This window comes from Arthrobacter sp. 260, from assembly GCF_013116745.1.
Lineage (GTDB): Bacteria > Actinomycetota > Actinomycetes > Actinomycetales > Micrococcaceae > Arthrobacter_D.
In genome coordinates, this window is record NZ_JABFOE010000001.1 from 220,497 (window position 1) to 239,108 (window position 18,612).

The 18,612-nt window shown below is 66.3% G+C and carries 16 protein-coding genes; 7 read left to right on the top strand and 9 right to left on the bottom strand.

The features are described 5' to 3' along the window. The first annotated feature begins 36 nt into the window (after window positions 1-36). Genes sigE through HMI57_RS01060 form a run of 3 tightly spaced genes read left to right on the top strand, consistent with a single transcriptional unit; the run spans window position 37 to window position 2,128 of the window. The gene (gene sigE, locus HMI57_RS01050) at window positions 37-669 is read left to right on the top strand and encodes an RNA polymerase sigma factor SigE (RefSeq protein WP_171584048.1); all 633 of its coding nucleotides are present in this window, start codon (window positions 37-39) and stop codon (window positions 667-669) included. A gap of 5 nt (window positions 670-674) precedes the next feature. Further along, window positions 675-1,646: a zf-HC2 domain-containing protein gene (locus tag HMI57_RS01055; RefSeq protein WP_171584049.1), complete on the top strand. Its 972-nt coding sequence runs from the start codon at window positions 675-677 to the stop codon at window positions 1,644-1,646. A 41-nt stretch (window positions 1,647-1,687) separates the two neighbouring features. Then, complete coding sequence (locus HMI57_RS01060) at window positions 1,688-2,128, top strand: twin-arginine translocase TatA/TatE family subunit (protein WP_171584050.1); 441 nt, start codon at window positions 1,688-1,690, stop codon at window positions 2,126-2,128. Between the two features lie 24 nt (window positions 2,129-2,152). On the opposite strand, the gene HMI57_RS01065 is transcribed toward HMI57_RS01060, so the two are convergent. Genes HMI57_RS01065 through HMI57_RS01075 form a run of 3 tightly spaced genes read right to left on the bottom strand, consistent with a single transcriptional unit; the run spans window position 2,153 to window position 5,149 of the window. After that, the gene (locus HMI57_RS01065) at window positions 2,153-3,283 is read right to left on the bottom strand and encodes an Mrp/NBP35 family ATP-binding protein (protein WP_171584051.1); all 1,131 of its coding nucleotides are present in this window, start codon (window positions 3,281-3,283) and stop codon (window positions 2,153-2,155) included. Beyond that, entirely contained in the window at window positions 3,283-3,876 is a 594-nt protein-coding gene (locus HMI57_RS01070; protein WP_171584052.1) for a DUF1003 domain-containing protein, read from the bottom strand. The genes HMI57_RS01065 and HMI57_RS01070 overlap by 1 nt, the downstream gene beginning before the upstream one ends. Continuing rightward, entirely contained in the window at window positions 3,869-5,149 is a 1,281-nt protein-coding gene (locus HMI57_RS01075) for a CBS domain-containing protein (RefSeq protein ID WP_171584053.1), read from the bottom strand. Before HMI57_RS01075 ends, HMI57_RS01070 begins: the two co-directional genes overlap by 8 nt. A 118-nt stretch (window positions 5,150-5,267) precedes the next feature. On the opposite strand from HMI57_RS01075, the gene HMI57_RS01080 reads away from it, so the two are divergent. Then, window positions 5,268-6,095 (top strand): general stress protein, encoded by an 828-nt coding sequence (locus HMI57_RS01080; RefSeq protein ID WP_216607032.1) that lies wholly within the window; start codon window positions 5,268-5,270, stop codon window positions 6,093-6,095. 73 nt (window positions 6,096-6,168) lie between these two features. On the opposite strand, the gene HMI57_RS01085 is transcribed toward HMI57_RS01080, so the two are convergent. Both HMI57_RS01085 and HMI57_RS01090 read right to left on the bottom strand, forming a co-directional pair. Beyond that, entirely contained in the window at window positions 6,169-7,095 is a 927-nt protein-coding gene (locus HMI57_RS01085) for a macrolide 2'-phosphotransferase (protein ID WP_171584054.1), read from the bottom strand. A gap of 4 nt (window positions 7,096-7,099) precedes the next feature. After that, complete coding sequence (locus HMI57_RS01090; protein WP_346655106.1) at window positions 7,100-8,686, bottom strand: aminopeptidase P family protein; 1,587 nt, start codon at window positions 8,684-8,686, stop codon at window positions 7,100-7,102. A gap of 78 nt (window positions 8,687-8,764) precedes the next feature. Here HMI57_RS01090 and HMI57_RS01095 point away from each other — a divergent pair, with 78 nt between their 5' ends. Next, window positions 8,765-9,610, top strand: a complete 846-nt coding sequence (locus tag HMI57_RS01095; protein ID WP_171584055.1) for a PHP domain-containing protein — start codon at window positions 8,765-8,767, stop codon at window positions 9,608-9,610. Between the two features lie 24 nt (window positions 9,611-9,634). Here the strand turns inward: HMI57_RS01095 and HMI57_RS01100 are convergent, their stop codons facing one another. From HMI57_RS01100 to HMI57_RS01110, 3 genes are all read right to left on the bottom strand, one after another. Further along, window positions 9,635-10,528 (bottom strand): DNA methyltransferase, encoded by an 894-nt coding sequence (locus HMI57_RS01100; protein ID WP_171584056.1) that lies wholly within the window; start codon window positions 10,526-10,528, stop codon window positions 9,635-9,637. 7 nt (window positions 10,529-10,535) lie between these two features. Beyond that, window positions 10,536-12,254, bottom strand: a complete 1,719-nt coding sequence (locus HMI57_RS01105; RefSeq protein WP_171584312.1) for a DEAD/DEAH box helicase — start codon at window positions 12,252-12,254, stop codon at window positions 10,536-10,538. Window positions 12,255-12,523: 269 nt separating this feature from the next. Beyond that, on the bottom strand, window positions 12,524-14,026 hold the full coding sequence (locus tag HMI57_RS01110) for an RNB domain-containing ribonuclease (RefSeq protein WP_171584057.1): 1,503 nt from the start codon (window positions 14,024-14,026) through the stop codon (window positions 12,524-12,526). A gap of 54 nt (window positions 14,027-14,080) precedes the next feature. Here HMI57_RS01110 and HMI57_RS01115 point away from each other — a divergent pair, with 54 nt between their 5' ends. Further along, window positions 14,081-14,896, top strand: coding sequence for a ferritin-like fold-containing protein (locus tag HMI57_RS01115; RefSeq protein WP_346655114.1), 816 nt, complete (start codon window positions 14,081-14,083; stop codon window positions 14,894-14,896). Window positions 14,897-15,453: 557 nt separating this feature from the next. After that, window positions 15,454-17,103 carry a DUF222 domain-containing protein gene (locus HMI57_RS01120; protein WP_228720885.1) on the top strand — a complete coding sequence of 550 codons (1,650 nt, stop codon included), beginning with the start codon at window positions 15,454-15,456 and terminating at the stop codon, window positions 17,101-17,103. Here HMI57_RS01120 and HMI57_RS01125 read toward each other — a convergent pair. Further along, a complete protein-coding gene (locus HMI57_RS01125; RefSeq protein ID WP_171584058.1) occupies window positions 17,100-18,566 on the bottom strand; it encodes a protein adenylyltransferase SelO in 1,467 nt (488 codons plus the stop codon). The genes HMI57_RS01120 and HMI57_RS01125 overlap by 4 nt on opposite strands. Window positions 18,567-18,612 lie beyond the last annotated feature (46 nt).

An 18,612-nucleotide genomic window follows, 5' to 3' on the forward strand; every position in this document is an offset into this window, starting at 1 on the left:
ACGGCAGCAGCCGTCCCACACTGGGAGGAGAGGTTGATGTCCACTTCGCAAACGACGGTGGCCGATTCGACCGTTGCCGATGGAGCCCCCGAGCCGGAAGCCGCTTGGGTGGCGCCGTCCTGGGAAGAGGTAGTGACTGTCCACTCGCCGAAGGTTTACCGTCTGGCCTACCGGCTGACGGGCAACAAGTTCGACGCCGAGGATCTCACTCAGGAAGTGTTTGTCCGGGTCTTCCGGTCACTCGCCAATTTCAAGCCGGGCACCCTCGACGGCTGGCTCCACCGCATCACCACCAACCTGTTCCTCGACCAGGCCCGCCGCAAGAGCAGGATCAGGTTCGACGGGCTCACCGAGGAGGCCGAGAGCAGGCTTCCGAGTTCACATCCCGGCCCCGAACGCAGCTTCGAGTTCAACAACCTTGACATCGACGTGCAGGCCGCACTGGAAGAGCTTCCCCCCGATTTCCGTGCCGCAGTGGTTCTCTGCGACCTTGAGGGTCTTGCCTACAACGAGGTCGCGGAGGCGCTCGGCGTCAAACTCGGCACCGTGCGCTCCCGGATTCACCGTGGCCGCACGATGCTGCGGGAAAAGCTCGCCCACCGGGATCCGGCCCTGACTGCCGCGAAGGGCCCGCGGATGAAGATGCCCCGGATCGCAGGTGCCCGTTAGCGGCCATGCGACATCCGAAGCGACATCTAGCTGACTTCGTCGACGGGGAGTTGCCTTCTGGCCGCCGCCGGGCGGTCGAGAACCATCTTGCTCGCTGCGGCCCCTGCCGGGAGATCGTGCAGGCGCATCGTGGTGTCCGGGACAGGCTCCAGAACTCCGAGATCCCGCGGCCCGACGCCGATCTGGTGGGAAGGATCATGGCGACGGCCCACCACGAACCTGCCTACACTCCGGTGGACCTGACCGACGCCGTCGGGCACCACAGCGAGGGGGCCCGCAGGGTGAGCGGGTTTGCGGCGCGTCACCGCACACCCATGGCCGTCACCGGCGGCCTCGCCGTGGTGGCACTGGCAACCCTCACGGGTGCCTACGCGCTCGGTGCTGAGTCGGAGGACGACGTCCTCGCCGACACTGGACGAAATGGTGCGCTGATGGCGGGCTGGGAGTCGGTTGCACCCGAAACACCCTCCCTGCTGGATGCCAGCGAACTCGAGGAACTCAGGGGTGGCGGCTGGTACTGCCCGGACCTGGAGATGATGGGATTCACGGTCTCCAGCGCCGAAGCGATTACCGTTGCCGGCCGCCCCGCACTGATGATGGTGCTTGAGGACGGGGCCGATTCGGTGACCATCTACGAACAGCGGAAACTGGGCAGTGGTCGTCAGCCCGAGGCCTCCCCGCCCATCAACGCCGTCACCGGAAATTCAGTCACCGCTGACGGCTTCGAACGTATTGGTGGAATGCAGCGCCAGCTCTGGGTGCACCCTGGCCACTCCTGGCAGGTGGTGCTCGACTCCCGGTCGGTGACCTATACGGTGATTTCCAGTCTGCCCGCCGCCGAAATGCCTGCGGCCGTCAACCAGCTGGTGCTGGCCGAACACTCGCAGCTTGCGCCCACCAAGCCGACCTCTCACGATCCGCTGAGCCGGATCCTTCGGGGCCTCAACAAGCTGGCCCAGCCATCCTCGGGGCAGTGAGCCAAATAGCTCCTGCCGCCGCAGAAAGGTAGTCTTCTTCCGTGTTTGGAATCAACGGGCTCGAGTTTCTGCTGCTAGCGGTGATCGCCGTCATGGTGCTCGGACCCGAACGCCTCCCCGAGTATGCAGGTCAGCTGGGGCGGCTCGTCAAAGACCTTCGACGGATGGCCACTGGCGCACGGGAACAGCTCCGCGACGAGGTGGGTCCGGAACTTGACGAAGTGGACTGGCGCAAGCTTGACCCCCGCCAGTACGACCCTCGCAGGATCATCAAGGAAGCCCTGCTCGACGACGTGCAGGAAGCGTTCAAACCAGTCAGCGGCGGTGCCCCGGGTGCCGCTGCGCCGGGCGCCCCCGCGTCGGCCACGGGTGGAGCGGTGGCCCCGGCCGGATCGACGCGCTCCCGGCCGATGTCGTCAGTAGCCAGTTCGCCCCATCTAGCGGCCGGCGAGCCAGCTCCGTTTGATCTGGAAGCCACCTAGGCCGCCCGGCGCCGTCCGCACCGCCTAAGTGGGAGTGACCTTCAGCCGCAGATCGCCGAGCCCGCGAGGACGGCGTGCAAGGGCTCCGGCGATATCGCGCAGTTCCCGCGCGGCCGCCGAGTCGCTGGCGCCCGCAACAATGGGATGCCCGCTGTCGCCGCCCTCCCTCAACGCAACCTCCAGAGGAACACTGCCCAGCAGCGGCACCGGGTACCCCATCGCTTCGGTGAGGCGCCCCGCGAGAGCCTGGCCGCCGCCCGTGCCGAACAGTTCCATCCGCTCCCCGCCAGGAAGTTCAAGCCAGGACATGTTCTCGATGACTCCTGAGACTTTCTGACCAGTCTGGGCGGCGATGGTACCGGCCCGCTCCGCCACGTCCGCTGCGGCTGTCTGCGGCGTGGTGACCACCAGGATCTCCGAGGAGGGAAGGAGCTGTGCGACAGAGATCGCGATGTCTCCCGTGCCGGGAGGCAGATCCAGGAACAGGACATCCAGGTCACCGAAATGCACGTCGCCGAGGAACTGCTCCAGAGCCCGGTGCAGCATTGGTCCACGCCACGCCACCGGCTGGTTGCCGCTGATGAACATACCGATGGAGATGACTTTGACGTCCATCGCCACAGGGGGCAGGATCATCTCATCCACCCGGGTGGGCGCCTGGGTGATTCCCATCAGCGAGGGCACAGAGAAGCCGTACACGTCGGCGTCGACAATCCCCACCCGCAACCCCTGCGCCGCCATCGCCACCGCAAGGTTGACCGTGACACTGGACTTTCCGACGCCGCCTTTCCCGCTGGCCACCGCATAGATCCGGGTAAGGGACGAGGGCTCGTTGAAGGGGATACCCTTCCGGTCGCCGGGCCCCTTGAGCTGTTCCTTGAGTTGGTTCCGCTGCTCCTGGGTCATCACTCCGAGTCGGACCTCCACTGCCGAAACCCCTGGCAGGCCGCCCACTGCTGCCTCAACGTCCCGGGTGATCGTGCCCCGGAGCGGACAGCCCGCAATGGTGAGAAGGACGTCGACGGTGACCACACCGTCGTCGAACGCGGTGCCAGCCACCATCCCGAGTTCAGTGATGGGTTTGCGAAGTTCGGGATCGATCACGGTCGCCAGGGCTGCTTCAATGTCCTCCAGCGGTGTGACTAAAGGACCCATCACGTCCGGTCTGTCCGGTTGGGCTGAAGCTTCGGCAGGGACGCCGTCTGCTCACCGCTCCTGCGCCGGGCCTTCTTGTGCAGCGCGGTGTCCTTGTCATCGGTGTCGAGGATTTCCTCGAGCACCGAGCGGAGCTCCGACCTCACGTAGTCGCGGGTGGCAACCTCGCGGATGGCGATGCGGAGTTCGGCGATCTCGCGGGTCAGGTATTCGGTGTCGGAGAGGTTGCGTTCGGCGCGCTGGCGGTCCTGGCGGAGTGACACCCGGTCGCGGTCGTCCTGCCGGTTCTGGGCGAGCAGCAGTAGCGGAGCAGCGTAGGACGCCTGGAGGGAGAGCATCAGGGTCAGCAGGGTGAAACCGATAGCGGCGCTGTCGAAACGCAGTCCGCCGGGTGCCCACGAGTTCCAGGCCAGCCAGACCGCAACAAACACCGTCATGTAGAACAGGAACTGGGGGGTCCCCATGAACCGGGCAAAGTTCTCGGTGGCGCTGCCGAACCGGTCCGGGTTCGGGCGCAAGCGGGGGAGCCAGCGGGTCCGGCTCTCACGGGGGGTGTCGAGCCCCGTCGCAGTGGTCTTGATTCGCTCAGCCATTGGTTGCTCCCTTCGTCAGCCCGGGATAGTCGTTTGCGGCCCGCCAGTCGTCGGGCAGGAGATGGTCGAGGACGTCGTCCACGGTGACCGCCCCGACCAGCCGGCCCTCCTTGTTGACTACGGGGAGGGAGTTGAGGTTGTAGGTGGCAAGGATGCGCGCCACTTCACTGATGTTGGCCTGGTCGCCGACGGGTTCCAGATCGGTATCCACGATGTTGCCCAGCTGCTCGGGTGGCGGGAACCGCAGCAACTGCTGGATGTGGACGACGCCCAGGTACCGTCCGGTCGGCGTCTCCAGGGGCGGCCGGCAGACGAAGATCGACGACGCCAGAGCGGGAGTGAGTTCCTCCCGGCGGACATGGGCCAGCGCTTCCGCCACCGTCGCCTCCGGCGGGAGAATGACCGGCACCGTCGTCATCATGGAGCCTGCGGTGTCCTCCTCATATTGGAGCAGCCGCCGGACGTCCTCGGCGTCCTCGGGTTCCATCAGCGCCAGCAGGTCTTCCTTCTGGGCCTCGGGGAGCTCATTCAGCAGGTCGGCTGCGTCGTCCGGGTCCATTTCCTCAAGGACGTCGGCGGCGCGCTCGCGGTTCAGGGACGAGATGATCTGCACCTGGTCGTCGTCGGGCAGCTCCTGGAGGATGTCCGCAAGCCGGTCGTCCTGCAGCGCGCCTGCAATCTCGGTGCGCCGCTTGTCGCTCATCTCGTGGAGTGCGTCGGCGAAGTCGGCGGGTTTCAGGTCCTCATGCTGCGCAACGAACTGGGAAGCACCCTGGGGCTCTGCAGTGCCGCCGTGGTAGGCATCCATCCAGTCGACGATCAGGCGCTCGCCGCGTCGGAGACCGCGTAGGGGCGATGACCCAGCCCCGCGCCTGATGAACATCTGGGACACGTGCCAGTCGCCGGCACGGTCCATCTCGATGGCAATGTCCTCGATGGTCGCTTCTCCGCTGCCGTCACGGAGGGTGACCCGTCGGTCAAACAGCTCACCGACGACCAGCATCTCGGCGCCCCGCTGCTCGAAGCGGCGCAGGTTGACCAACCCGGTACAAATAATCTGGGTGGAGTCAATAGAGGTGACCCGGGTCATCGGCACGAAGACGCGCCGTTTGCCAGGAACCTCAACCACCAGGCCCACCGCCTGCGGGGCGGCGTTCGGTCCGGGATCCAGGACGACGGCGTCGCGAAGCCGGCCCAGACGGTCACCCAGGGGGTCAAACACGTCGAGGCCAAGCAGGCGCGCCACGAAGACACGGGTCGGGTTAGTACTCACCTGCCTAGGCTACTTCGGAACACCGTGTTCTGCGTTATTCGGTTGGGAGCCGGCGGGGGCTAGTTCACTGCGAGCGATACGAACCCACAGCACGGTCAAAGTGGGCAAGAATGGGACCATGTCAAACGTGCTTGGACGAACGGCGTCACGGGATGAAAGCCGCATCCTGCCCAAAGGCGAGACCGTCGGGCGGTACAGTGCCTACCTGGATGCCCAGAAGGCAGTGGACTACCTTGCCGACAGCAAGTTCCCGGTCCAGAAGGTCTCGATCATTGGCAGCGACCTGAAAACAGTCGAGCGGGTCACCGGGCGGCTCAGCTACCCACGGGTGGCCCTCGCCAGCGCGGCGACCGGTGCCTGGTTTGGCTTCTTCGTAGGCCTGATCCTCACCCTGTTCGGCGACGGCGGCGCGTACCTGCCGATCATTACCTCGATGGCGCTCGGCGCAGTGTTCTGGATGTTGTTCGGCGTGATCACGTATGCGTTCCAGCGGGGCAAGCGGGACTTCACCTCCACCAGCCAGGTCATCGCGACCAGCTACGATGTCATCGTCGAACCGGATGCGGCGGGCGAGGCACGTCGCATGCTGCAGCAACTGCCCATGAACGGGCAGTCCCAGCATCCCGGCAATGCCCCGCAGGGCTGGCAGCCCCCCGCAGGCGGTGGCCAGCCGCCTCAGCAGCCGACGCCGCCGGCCGCTTGGCAGGATCCGCTGGCGCAGCCGCCCCGCGACAGCCAGCCTGCCGCTGCGCAGCCAGGCGGTCCGCAGAGTGCCACCGGTGACCCGACCCCGGAGTCAGGTCCCCGGCGCGGACAGTTCGCCGACCTCCCGGACGGCCGCCCCCAGTACGGGGTGCGGGTGACCCAGCCGGACAACGGGCAAGCTCCGGAGACAACCGGCACGCAGGAACCCAGGGAGAACGCCGAACAGGATCCGAAGCAGTAACGTCCCCGGACGTCCCCACGGGGACCCGGGCGGGCAGCTGCAAGTACAGGCCGCGTCACGCGGGAAGCGGGACTCAGTCGCCTGGTCCGCCGGCCAGGAGGGCGGACGCTGCCGCTAAATGACCGGGGTCCCCGGTCTCCAGGGCGAAGGTCGCGTAGCCGACGGGAGCTGCGGCCATCAACGCGGCACACCGGTCGGCAAGCCGCGGCTCGTCCCAGCCGGTAATGTCCCGGTAGGCGTCAACGGTCCTCATGAACGCCTCGGGTGGCGCGCTGACCTGCTGGAACATGAAATCCAGGGCTGGGTCGCCCACAGCCGCCGTCGTCCAGTCGAGTACTGAGAGGATGCCGTCATCGGGTCCCAGCAACAGGTGTGCCGGATACAGTTCACCGTGGGTCAGGACGGTGCGATCCGGCCACAGTGAGTCGACGTCGAGCCAGCGGGACCACCGGGTCAGGAGCGAGTCGGCCACCGTGAAGTGTTCCTTCGCGAGGGCGATGTCCGCCCGCCACTTGTCACGCACGCCGGCCGATGTCCGGACGTTGACCCCGGCTGCGGCAGCATCGCCCACGTCCACGGAGTGCAGGGCGGCGATCAGCTGGCCCAGTGAGGTTGCATAGTGCTCTGACGAGGTGTCGAAATGCCACACTGGCTGACCAGCGTCGTCGAGCGTGAGGCCAGGGGTTCCAGGAAGCAGCGGGTAGGCAATGAGGTCAGCGGCCTTGATGCGCCAGTCGGGGACGCCCACGTCGAGGCGGGGTTTGAGGAAGTTGAGGATCAGGGCTTCCTCAGCGAGCTTCGCCGAGACGTCGGGGCGGCGGGGCAGCCGCAGCACCCACGGTTCGCCGTCGAGCGCGGTGGCGAACACCACGCGGTAGTCGAGCCCTGCCTCGTTGAAGCGCAGGCTCTCCGGATCCAGATCGAGACCATGACCGGCCGCCAGGGCCGTCAGCTCTGCAGGTGATGGCGCAGGCAACGACGCTGACGGCTGGGCGGTCATCGGATTACTCGCCGGTGGGGCTGTAGATGCCCGCCATCCAGGCCTCGACGTCGTCAGCCTCGCGGGGCAGCGCCGCGCTCAGGTTTACGGGGCCTTCGGCGGTCATCAGGATGTCATCTTCGATCCGTACACCGATGCCGCGGAACTCCTCGGGTACTGACAGGTCCTCGTCCTTGAAATACAGGCCCGGCTCGATGGTGAACACCATGCCCTCGGTGAGGACCCCATCCAGGTAGAGCTCACGCTTGGCCTGTGCGCAGTCGTGCACATCCATGCCGAGGTGATGGCTGGTGCCGTGGGGCATCCAGCGCCGGTGGTGCTGGCCGTCCTGGGACAGTGCCACTTCGAGGGACACCGGGAGCAGGCCCCAGGCGTCGAGGCGTTCAGCCAGGACGCTGATTGATGCCTGGTGCACGTCACGGAACTTGCGGCCCGGCTGGGCGGCGGCGAATCCGGCGTCGGCCGCGTCGAGCACAGCCTGGTAGATCTTCCGCTGGATGTCCGAGTACTTGCCGTTCACCGGGAGGGTGCGGGTGATGTCGGCGGTGTACAGGCTGTCGGCTTCGACGCCGGCGTCCAGGAGCAACAGGTCACCGGCGTGGACCTGCCCGTTGTTCCTGATCCAGTGGAGCACCGTCGCGTTGTTGCCGGACGCTGCGATGGTGTCGTATCCCAGATCGTTGCCTTCCTCGCGTGCCCGGGCGAAGAAGGCACCTTCGACCACACGCTCACCGCGGGGGTGGGTGATGGCGCGGGGGAGTTCCTTGACCACTTCGTGGAACCCGTTGACGGTCGCGGCGACGGCAATCTTCATCTGCTCGACCTCCCACGAGTCCTTCAGGAGCCTGAGCTCGGAGAGTGCCTCGGCAAGTTTGCTGTCCAGCTCGTCGGACTTTTCCAGGTCGACGCCGGTGTTGATCCGGGACGTGTCGACCAGTGCGTCGGCGTTGAGGTCCACCTCGCGCAGCAACCGGATCCGCATGCCGCCGACCTCGGGCACTCCCGCGTCCTTGGTGATCGCGACCTCCAGCTCGGCCAGGTCCGCTGTCTCAATCGACAGAAGTGCCCTGACCTGGGCGTGGGACAGACGGGAGCCGATCCAGAACTCGCCGTACCGCGCGTTGGCGTAGAACTCCGGGTTGTCGTGCCCGGCAAGCTCCTTGAAGTACAGGGTGGCGTGGTGTTGGCCACCGTCGTCGCCCTGGCCAGCCTCGGTGGGTTCCATGATCAGCACGGCGTCCGGCTCGTGGTCGAGTCCGAAACCGGTCAGGTGGGCGAATCCTGAATGTGGACGGAAACGGTAGTCGGTGTCATTGGAGCGCACCTTGAAGGGCCCGGCAGGGATCACGATTCGCTCGCCGGGGAACTTGTCGGAGATGGCCCGGCGACGCTTCGCTGCGTAGGGCGCCACCTCCGCCTCGGCGGGCAGCTCGGTGGGCTTCGTCGCCCACTGTTGGGCCATGAAGGCCTTGAAAGCATCCGAATCCGGCCGCTGGGAACGGTTCTCGTTCCGGGCGGCGAGGGGCTGCTCCTCTGGGGTGGGGGGCGTCGCGGCGGTCTGGGACAGGGTGTTGTTCTCTGCAGTACTCACCCCCCTATGATCCCACCGGTACCGGAGGCAACCAAACAGTTGTCCACCGGTGCGTCGGCGCGGGCGTAGATTGGGTGGGTGAGAATCGACCTACACACCCACTCGACCGTCTCGGACGGCACCGAAAGCCCAGCCGTGCTGATCAGGGCGGCCCGGGACGCCGGACTCGACGTCATAGCACTGACCGACCACGACTCGACAGCTGGTTGGGGCCCAGCCGCGGAGGCGGCGCAGCGGGAAGGGGTTGCTTTGATCCCCGGGATGGAGGTCTCCTGCCGCACCGACACGGGCATCAGTGTCCATGTGCTCTCCTATCTTCACAATCCCCTGCATGCGCCCCTGGTGGAGGAGATCCAGCGGTCCAGGGATGCCCGGTTGTCGAGGGCGGAGCGCATGGTTGAACGCCTCGGCGCCGACTATCCCATCACCTGGGCGGACGTGCAGGAGCACATTGCCGAAGGCGCAACGGTCGGCCGTCCCCACATTGCTGATTCGCTGGTGACGCTGGGAATCGTGTCCGACCGTAGTGAGGCCTTCAAGCACATCCTCACCGCCGCCTCGCCCTACTGGGTGGGCCACTACGCCCCGCACCCCGCTCGGGCCGTCGAGCTGATCCGCCAGGCGGGAGGGGTGGCGGTCTTCGCCCATCCGGTGGCCTCGGCGCGCGGACGGGTGGTGGGCGACGACGTCGTCGGCCAGATGATCGACGCCGGTCTGCAGGGGCTGGAGATTGAGCACCGTGACAACCCGGAGCCCGGACGCCAGGAGCTCCGGCGCATCGCCGCCCGGCACGGGTTGCTCGCGACCGGATCCAGTGACTACCACGGGGAGGGGAAGCCCAACCGGTTGGGCGAGAACCTGACCTCGGCTGCGGTGCTCGAGCAAATTGAGGCGCTCGCCACCGGGTCCGTCGTCGTCCGCTGACCCCCTCCGGGTGAACTGGATCTTCTAGGCCCGGTCCGGTGCTGCCGGGGTGGAAGGCTCACAGTATTGGCCGAGCCGTGAGCTCATCACTTCGATCGCCTGGGGGTTCTGGTCCACGCAGACAAAGCGGCGGCCCAGTTTCGCTGCCACTGCGCCCAACGTCCCGGACCCCGCGAAGAAGTCAAGAACCCAGTCGCCTTCGCGGCTGCTGGCCGTGACAGCACGGCGGAGGAGGCCCTCGGGTTTCTGCGTGGGGTAGCCGGTCTTTTCCCGGCCCGTGGGGGAGACGATGGTGTGCCACCACACGTCGGTGGGGAGCTTGCCGAGCGCCGCCTTCTCGGGCGTGACCAGTCCCGGGGCCATGTACGGCTCCCGGTCCACCCCGCTGCTGTCGAAGTAGTAATTCGCCGGGTCCTTGACGTAGACCAGGATGTTGTCGTGTTTGGCGGGCCACCGGCTCTTGGCTCGGGCACCGTAGTCGTAGGCCCAGATGATCTCGTTCAGGAAACTCTCCCGGCCGAAGAGCGCATCGAGCATCACCTTGACGTAGTGCACTTCCCGATAGTCCAGGTGTACATACAGGGTGCCGTCGTCGGTGAGGAGCCGCCACGCCTCAGCAAGGCGTGGCGCAAGGAACTCCCAGTAGTCCTCGAAGGCGTCGTCATAGCTGGCGAGCATGCCCTTGACGGTCGAGTAGCTGTGTCCCTTGAAACCGACGCGGTCCCCGGTTCCGTCAAGGTTGCGCACCATCGAGGTCTGCTGGCGCCGTTGAGCCCGCCCTGTGTTGAAGGGCGGGTCAACGTAGATCATGGTGAAGGACCTGTCCGGCAGCGTGGGAAGGTAGCTCGCGTTGTCGGCGTGCACCACCAGATTGCTGCCGTCCGGGCGCCACAGGGGCGCCGTCCCGGGAACGGCCACTGAGTGCTTAGCCCTCGGTTCCGGCGGCGGGTTTGTTGACTACCTCACCGTTGCGGCTACGGGTCCTCGAACGGCTCCGACGGGGACGGTCGGCGGCAGGCGCGCTGTCACCGGCGGGCGCGGAAGTTGCTGCCTGTCGTGCCTGTCCTGAATCCTCGCTGGATCCGCTGGATCCGCTGGATCCACTCGACCGACGACGACGGCTGCTGCCCGGGGCATCCCCGGACTTCTGCGCACCGCGCTGGTCGGTGGAACGCGAGCGGTCCCCGCCGCGTGAGCGGTCGCCGCCACCCGAACGTTCCGAGCCGCGTCCCCGGGCGGAGCCCTGCGCATCAGCACCGGCGCGGTGCTTCTTGCCGGTTTCGCCAAGATCCTCGAGCGTCTCGGCGTTGATGCCGGCGAGGGTCCTCTTGTTGCGGGGGAGCCTGCCCTTGGTGCCCTCGGGGATGTCGAGTTCCTCGTAAAGGTGCGGGGACGAGGAGTAGGTTTCTACTGGCTCGGCGGCAGCCAGGCCCAGGGCCTTGTTGATCAGGCCCCAGCGGGGCATGTCGTCCCAGTCCACGAAGGTGACCGCGGTGCCCTTTTTGCCCGCGCGGCCGGTGCGGCCAACCCGGTGCAGGTACGCTTTTTCGTCCTCGGGGCACTGGTAGTTGATGACGTGGGTGATGTCCTCCACGTCGATACCCCGGGCTGCCACCTCGGTAGCGACCAGGACGTCGATCTTGTCACCGCGGAAGGCACGAAGTGCCTGCTCGCGGGCGCCCTGGCCGAGGTCGCCGTGGATTGCTCCGGCAGCGAACCCGCGGTCGATCAGTTCCTCCGAAAGCTTCGCTGCGGTGCGCTTGGTCTTGGTGAAGATGATGGTTCGTCCGCGTCCGCGGGACTGCAGGATCCTTGACACTACCTCAGCCTTGTCTAGGTTGTGCGCCCGGTAGATGACCTGGCGGATGTCCTTCTTGGTGATGCCCTCGTCCTCGGGGTCCGCGGCCCGGATGTGGGTGGGCTGCGTCATGTAGCGCCGGGCCATCGCGACCACTGGGCCAGGCATGGTGGCGGAGAACAGCATGGTCTGGCGGACCGCGGGAGTGCCGGCGATCAGGGTTTCGACATCAGGAAGGAACCCGAGGTCGAGCATCTCGTCGGCCTCATCCAACACCACCAGTTTCACGTTGGCGAGGGAGAGCAGCTTCTGTCGGTACAGGTCGATCAGGCGGCCGGGGGTACCGACCACAATCTCGGTACCGTTCTTCAACGCCTCGATCTGCGGCTCGTAGGCCCGTCCGCCGTAGATGGTCACAATCCGTGCGTGCCGCTTCTTGGCAGCGGTGGTGAGGTCGCCGGCAACCTGGACGGCGAGCTCGCGGGTGGGGACCACGATCAGGGCCTGGGGAGCGCCGGGCACGGGGAGGCGGTCGTAGCCGTCGTCCTTGGGGGCCACCACGCGCTGGAGTGCGGGGATACCAAAGCCGAGGGTTTTGCCGGTACCGGTCTTGGCCTGGCCGATGATGTCATGCCCGCCGAGAGCGATGGACAGGGTCATGGCCTGGATGGGGAAGGGGTGGATAATCCCGGCGTCGGCGAGAGATTCCACAATGTCGGCGCGGACGTTGAAGTCCGCGAACGTCTCCTCGGCCTCCTTGTGAGGCTCATCAGTGGTTACAAGGGTCTCCTCGACGAAGATTTCGTCGTCGCTGTTGTCAGCCTGGAGATGGTGGGTGTCTTGCACCTGGGTGTCATCAGTGTTCAATTAAATACCGTTCATTTAGGCCGTGCGGCTGCTTGAACTCGACGGGTGGCTGACGTGTGGTCAGCCCGGAGGAACAGGCGCATGGCGTCCAGTGGAAGCCGATCGCGGGCTTACAACTGCAGGCCGGGGATTCGAGTGAATCCTGCCGGCTAAGAAGAACTCAAGATCGCGTAGGTACTTGCGGGTCAGGGGTTACTTATCAAGATATGACGAGTACGACCGGGCATCCATTACTACGGAAGTTAACTCTACCCTGCCCCGGCGGCGGCGCCCGACACGCCGGGCGGGGGCGTGCCATTGACCAACTCGAACCGGGTGGTCCGGGTGGGGATGTCGGCGAGTACCAGTCGGACCCGCACCTCCTCGCCGGCGACCAGTTCACCCTCACACCTGGCCTCCACCGCGGGGTTGGCCAACTGGATGGTTCCGACTGGCTGATAGTCGTCGGGGGAGTTACCGTTCGGCGGCTTCGAGGCGGCGATGACGACGGCGTCGAACTCCTGGCCGACCAGGTTGCTCAGGAGCGCCGCTTCGACGGCGTCGAGGGCGCCCCGCTCCAGCCGGGAAGAAAGCTGATTGGACGAGTTCATTAGCGAATTGAGTTCGGGCAGCGCGTCCCGGGCCCACCCGGGGACCTCGGTCCTTGCGCACAGGGCAGCGCAGATTACCAGCACGAATCTGTCGACCAGCCGGCGCAACGGGGCGGTGGTGTGGGCATAGGGTGCAGCGATGGCTGCCTGGGTCATGGCGGCTGGCAGGTCGCCGTCGAACGCGGTGTAGCCAGCACCACGGAACAGCGACGCGGCAGCATGCATCAGCGACAGCTGCCGCGGTTCGGTGGTGTCGAGGCTTCGCAGGAACTCGCCGTAGGCCATGCCCTCCGGCCAGGGTTTCCCCAGGACCCGTGCCTGGTGGCGAAAACGGCCCACCGATTCTTCGTCGGGTGGTGGCATGGTGCGCAGCACGCCGATCTTTCCATCGATCATCAACTGCGCGGCGGCCATGCCGGTCATCAGGGAGATCTGGGCGTTCCAGTCTTCGGCGGGCAGCGGCGGTGAGGTGAGGATGAAATACCTGTCGCCGTCGTTGGCGATCTCTTGCTCGGGAAGGTTCAGACTGGCGCCCCCGCGCAGCCGTTCAAGTTCGATGCGTAACAGTCCCACCTCCCTGAGCAGCAGCAGGTTCTCGGGGGCGCCGCCGGAGTCAATATCCCGCTGTACCTGTTCGTACGTCAGTTGCGCCCGGCTGCGGATCGTGGCGCGCTCAAGGTCCATGTCCTGCACCACTCCTTCCGCATCCAGCCGGAACTGCCATACATAGGCGGGCCGCACCTTCCCGGGCAGCAGGCTGGCTGCATCCTCGGAGATCAGCTCGGGATGAAGAGAGATCCGGCCGTCCGGCGCGTACACGGTTTGACCGCGGCGGCGGGCCTCACGGTCGATGGCGCCGCCGGGTGCCACGAAGGCCGGCACATCCGCTATGGCGTACCAGACGCGATAGCCGGTCCCGTCGCGTTCCAGGTGGACCGCCTGGTCCAGGTCAGTGGACCCGGGCGGGTCGATGGTGATGAAACCAAGGCCGGTGAGATCGGTCGTGGGGGAGGAATTGTTGGTGATAGCCCGCCTGGCCTCGTCGAGAACCTCGGGCGGGAAGTCAGCCTCGAGGTTCAACTCTTCACGGAGCAACTGCAGGGAACGGGTCAGCTGCAGTTGCGAATTCCGGTTCGATAAATCCAGATGCGAGTACGGCACAACTTCAACCGTAATACACCTGGCTCCGGGGGTGCAGGATTGGCGGTGACACAGATGGCGGGGGCCCGGGCGTTCGACACCGGTACCCTTAAGTCCATGAGTTCAGCGCCGTCCTCCCCGTCCGGGCAAGTCACCCCTCAGCACCCCACCTCCGACGCTTCGGCATCTGGTGCCACCCCAGATGCCGCCGCCAGCGCACCACCGAGGCTTCCCGATGATCCCCGGTACGCCCGGTTCATCGTGGACCTGTTCGGGGTGATGGCCTATGGGGAATTGTCAGGGTTTGAGCGGCTGTCATCGGATGCCCGGTTCTCGCCCACGCTCCATGACCGCGCCACGCTGGGGCGTCTCGCCGTGATCGAGTTCGAACACTTCGAGATGGTCAGCGCCCATTTGGCAGCGCTGGGCGTTGATGTGGAAACAGCGATGACCCCGTTCCAGCCGTCCATTGACTCCTTCCATGAACGGACCCGGCCGGGCGACTGGTACGAATCCCTGATGAAGGCGTACGTGATTGATGCAATCTCGGATGATTTCTACACGGCGCTCGCCGGACGGCTGGATGCTCCTACCCGTGAGCTGATCGGCAGGATCCAGTCTGCTGATGAGCAGGGTCCGCTGCTGCAGGAGCGTCTGCAGGCAGCGCTCGCGGACGATCCGCGGTTGGCGTCACGGTTGGCGCTCTGGGGACGGCGTCTAGTGGGCGAGGCCCTTACCCAGGCGCAACGGATCGGGATTGAGCGGGCCTTCCTCGGTGCCTTGCTGTTCGCCGGTGCGGAGGAAGATCAGGAAAAGGAGACCCTCTTGCTCTTCTCGCAGCTGACCCGCAATCATTCACGGCGCATGAGCGTCCTCGGGCTGACCGCCTAGCAACGAATTCTTCAGCCCAAATGTCCACCAATCCAAAGATGGATCCGGGCTTGATCTGTCTGAGAGTCCTGTGTCTGGCCTGACGTGGGACGGTCGGGTGCGCGAGCTGGTCACCTCGAATATTTGTTCGAGAGATTTGTCCACATAGCCTGTAAATCCGCAGGAATGTCGGTGGGGTTTGGGACAATAAAGGTATGGAAGGCAGCACAGCTCCATCACCGCAACGGAAGGGAATCCCCGCCCGGGTGGCCGCCCCGCGGGGCGGTTCTGGTCCGGTTGGCGGGCCCGACGGCGGCGCCCGTCCTGGTGCTGTTTCTGGTGCTGTTTCTGGTACTGGCATCACCGGTACTGCTTCGTCGGTTGGTGCCGCTGCGTCATCACTGGTCTCTGACTATGCGTCCTCGCCTGCCGGTATTGCTCTCTTGGGGCCCCGGTCCGTTGGCCCCGATCGCAATCGCGGTGAATCTCCCGCAGCTACCCGGTCCGGCAGTCGCAGTCGCGGTGAATCTCCCGCAGCTACCAGGTCCTTCCGTCGCAGTGAATCTTCCGTTCGGGAGCTGGTCGAAGCCCTCCACTCCCTGCGGCCAGCCGGTGATGCGGCGGGGCTAATAGATCAGTTGCGGGAACTCGAGGATCTGAAGTCCGCAATCGCCGGCGTCCAGGCCCGGATCACGGTGGCTGTCGACGTGTCCGAACGGCAGGTCCAGGCTCTGGCCGGGGTTCCCGCTGCTGAGCGGGGCAAGGGTGTAGGGGCGCAGATCGCGTTAGCGAGGCGTGAGTCCCCGTCCCGCGGCAGCCGCCTCCTCGGATTAGCCCGGGCGCTGGTCACGGAAATGCCCCACACGTTGGCGGCCTTGCATTGTGGCCAGTTGAATGAGTGGCGGGCCACCCTGTTGGTAAAAGAAACCGCGTGCCTGTCCGCTGAGGACCGGGCAGCGGTCGATGAGGAACTCGCCCCCGACACAGGCACGTTCGACGGGTGCGGGGATCGGGCGATTGTCGCGGCGGTGAAGGCCGCCTCCTATCGGAGGGATCCCCGGTCGGTGGTGAACCGGGCCGCCCGCGCGGTGACGGAACGGTGCGTGAGTATCCGTCCCGCACCCGACACGATGGCCTACCTCACCGCCCTGCTCCCCGTGAAGGAAGCAGTCTCCACCTATGCTGCGTTGTCACGCCACGCGGACACCACTAGGGCGGCCGGCGACCCCAGGTCTCGGGGGCAGGTGATGGCTGACACCCTGGTCGAACGTGTCACCGGGGTCCCCGGCGGTGTCAGCCGGGTCGAGTTGCAGCTCATCATGACCGACCGCGCCCTCTTCCAAGGCGACAGCGAACCCGCCCGGATCCCCGGCTACGGCATCATCGGCTCCCACTGGGCACGCACCCTCCTCCAAACGGGACGGCAGATGACCGACGGGACAACCGGCTTGAGTACTAGCGATCCCGGGCCTGCCAGAACCGGCCAGGGCCCCGCCGCCACAACTCGTCTGGCCACCAACCCAGCCACTGGATCCGCACCAGCTCCTCCCGCCCCGACCGTCGTCGATCCGGCCGGGAACACCGCTACCGCTGTCGACCCTGCACACCATGCCTTCGATGTCTGGTTACGTCGGCTCTACACCGCGCCGTCGACCGGGGAGTTAGTGGCGATGGATTCCACCGCCCGCCTCTTCACGAAAGCCCAACGCCGGTTCATCACCGCCCGCGATGACACGTGCCGCACCCCGTACTGCGACGCACCGATCCGCCACTTCGACCACATCATCCCCTGGCACCGCGGCGGACCCACCACCATCACCAACGGGGCAGGGCTCTGCGAAGCGTGCAATCACACCAAGGAACGTCCCGGCTGGACAGCCCAAACAGTCCTCGGATCAAGACCACAAACCCGCCCCCGACACACCTTCAGCATCACCACGCCCACCGGCCACACCTACCACTCCACAGCACCACCCCTACCCGGCACCGGAGCCGTCACACGGGCCAGCGTCGGTGCAGGCACCGGAGCCGTCACACGGGCAAGCGCAGGTGCAGGTGCAGGTGCAGGTGCAGGTCCAGGTGCTGGCGCAGGTGCCGAACCGGGGAGGACCGATCCGGTTACCCGCCTGGAATCCGTCACGCTAGCTTCGCGACGCCGCCGGATAAGGGACCGCGGCAGCCCCAAACAAGGTGCGGCCTGGCGATTGCGAGAAGGACCGGCTGCCTAAGTGCCGCAGAAGGTCCGGTAGGTTCCGAAGTCCTCCGGTGCGCCGACGGCGTAGCGTTCGAGTCCCGGGCGGTCGTCAAACGGCGCGGTGACCGCTTCCAGCAGGCGTCCGAGCGGCTCCAGATCGCCCGCCGTCGCTGCTGTGAGGGCTTCCTCCACCAGATGGTTGCGGGGGATATAGACGGGATTGGCCAGATCCATCGCAGCGGAGTCCGGGCCGAGAGCCAGCCAGCGTTCCAGCCATCCGTCCAGACCCTGCCCGTCGCCGCCGACTACGGCGTGCACCGGCCCGACGTCGCCCCGTGCCGCAGCCCCGAGGGACCTGAAGAAGGAGGTGTAATCGACTCCAGTGTCCTGTAGCAGGTTCACGAGCTGATCCACCAGGGGCAGCACCACCGAGCCGTCATGGTTGGCGGCGATCCCCAGCTTGGCCTTCATTCCGGCTGCCCACGCGGCACCGTACTGGTCCCGGAACCGTCCGAGCGATTCGGTGGCCAGCGCGACAGCCTGCTCCTGGTCATCGTGGAGGAGGGGCAACAACGCCTCGGCGAGCCTGGCCAGGTTCCATTCAGCGACCACCGGTTGGTTGGCGTAGGCGTAGCGACCGGCATCGTCAATGGAGCTGAACACCGCTCCGGGATCGAAGCCGTCCATGAAGGCACAGGGGCCGTAGTCGATTGATTCCCCGGAAATGGTCATGTTGTCGGTGTTCATCACCCCGTGCACAAACCCGACGAGCATCCACCTGGCCACCAGAGAGGCCTGGACAGCCTGGACAGCCTCGAACAGGGCGAGATAGGGGTGGTCGGCGGTCGCGGCGTCGGGATAGTGGCGGCTGATCGCGTGATCGGCGAGGCGGCGGAGGAGGCCGACGTCGCCCATGGTCTGCGCGTACTGGAAGCTGCCGACCCGGAGGTGGCTGGACGCAACCCGGGCCAGCACTGCGCCGGGCAGGAGGGTTTCCCTGCGGACCGATCGTCCGGTTGCCACGACGGCGAGGGAACGGGTCGTGGGGATCCCGAGAGCGTGCATGGCTTCGCTGATGATGTATTCCCGGAGCATTGGTCCGACGGCGGCCAGGCCGTCGCCGCCTCGGGCGAAGGGGGTGCGACCCGACCCCTTGAGGTGCAGGTCGTACCGGTCGCCGCCCACGTCAGTAAGTTCTCCGAGGAGAAGCGCCCGTCCGTCGCCCAGACGGGGGGAGAACCCACCGAACTGGTGCCCGGCGTAGCCCTGGGCCACCGGGGTCGCGCCTTCGGGCACTGCGGCACCCGTCAGGAGGCCGAGCCCCTCCGGCGTGCGCAGGGCGGAGCTGTCGAGCCCCAGGTGCGCGGCGAGGGGGTCGTTCAGGACGAGCAACCGGGGTGCGGGCGCTGCCTCTGCCTGCCAGGGAATCGCCAGCTCGGGCAGTTCCCGCGCGAAGCGGTTGTCGAGTGAGAGTGCCAGCTCGGGTGTAACGCTCATTATGTGAGCCTACAGGGCCTGGTTCGACGGCGGGGGAGTCCGACGG

Bases quoted from the DNA above. Each gene is read 5' to 3' on its own strand.
- HMI57_RS01055 (WP_171584049.1), top strand. From the start codon at position 675: ATGCGACATCCGAAGCGACATCTAGCTGACTTCGTCGACGGGGAGTTG.
- sigE (WP_171584048.1), top strand. From the start codon at position 37: ATGTCCACTTCGCAAACGACGGTGGCCGATTCGACCGTTGCCGATGGA.
- HMI57_RS01065 (WP_171584051.1), bottom strand. From the start codon at position 3,283: ATGGGTCCTTTAGTCACACCGCTGGAGGACATTGAAGCAGCCCTGGCG.
- HMI57_RS01125 (WP_171584058.1), bottom strand. From the start codon at position 18,566: ATGAGCGTTACACCCGAGCTGGCACTCTCACTCGACAACCGCTTCGCG.
- HMI57_RS01070 (WP_171584052.1), bottom strand. From the start codon at position 3,876: ATGGCTGAGCGAATCAAGACCACTGCGACGGGGCTCGACACCCCCCGT.
- HMI57_RS01085 (WP_171584054.1), bottom strand. From the start codon at position 7,095: ATGACCGCCCAGCCGTCAGCGTCGTTGCCTGCGCCATCACCTGCAGAG.
- HMI57_RS01115 (WP_346655114.1), top strand. From the start codon at position 14,081: ATGGCGGGGGCCCGGGCGTTCGACACCGGTACCCTTAAGTCCATGAGT.
- HMI57_RS01080 (WP_216607032.1), top strand. From the start codon at position 5,268: ATGTCAAACGTGCTTGGACGAACGGCGTCACGGGATGAAAGCCGCATC.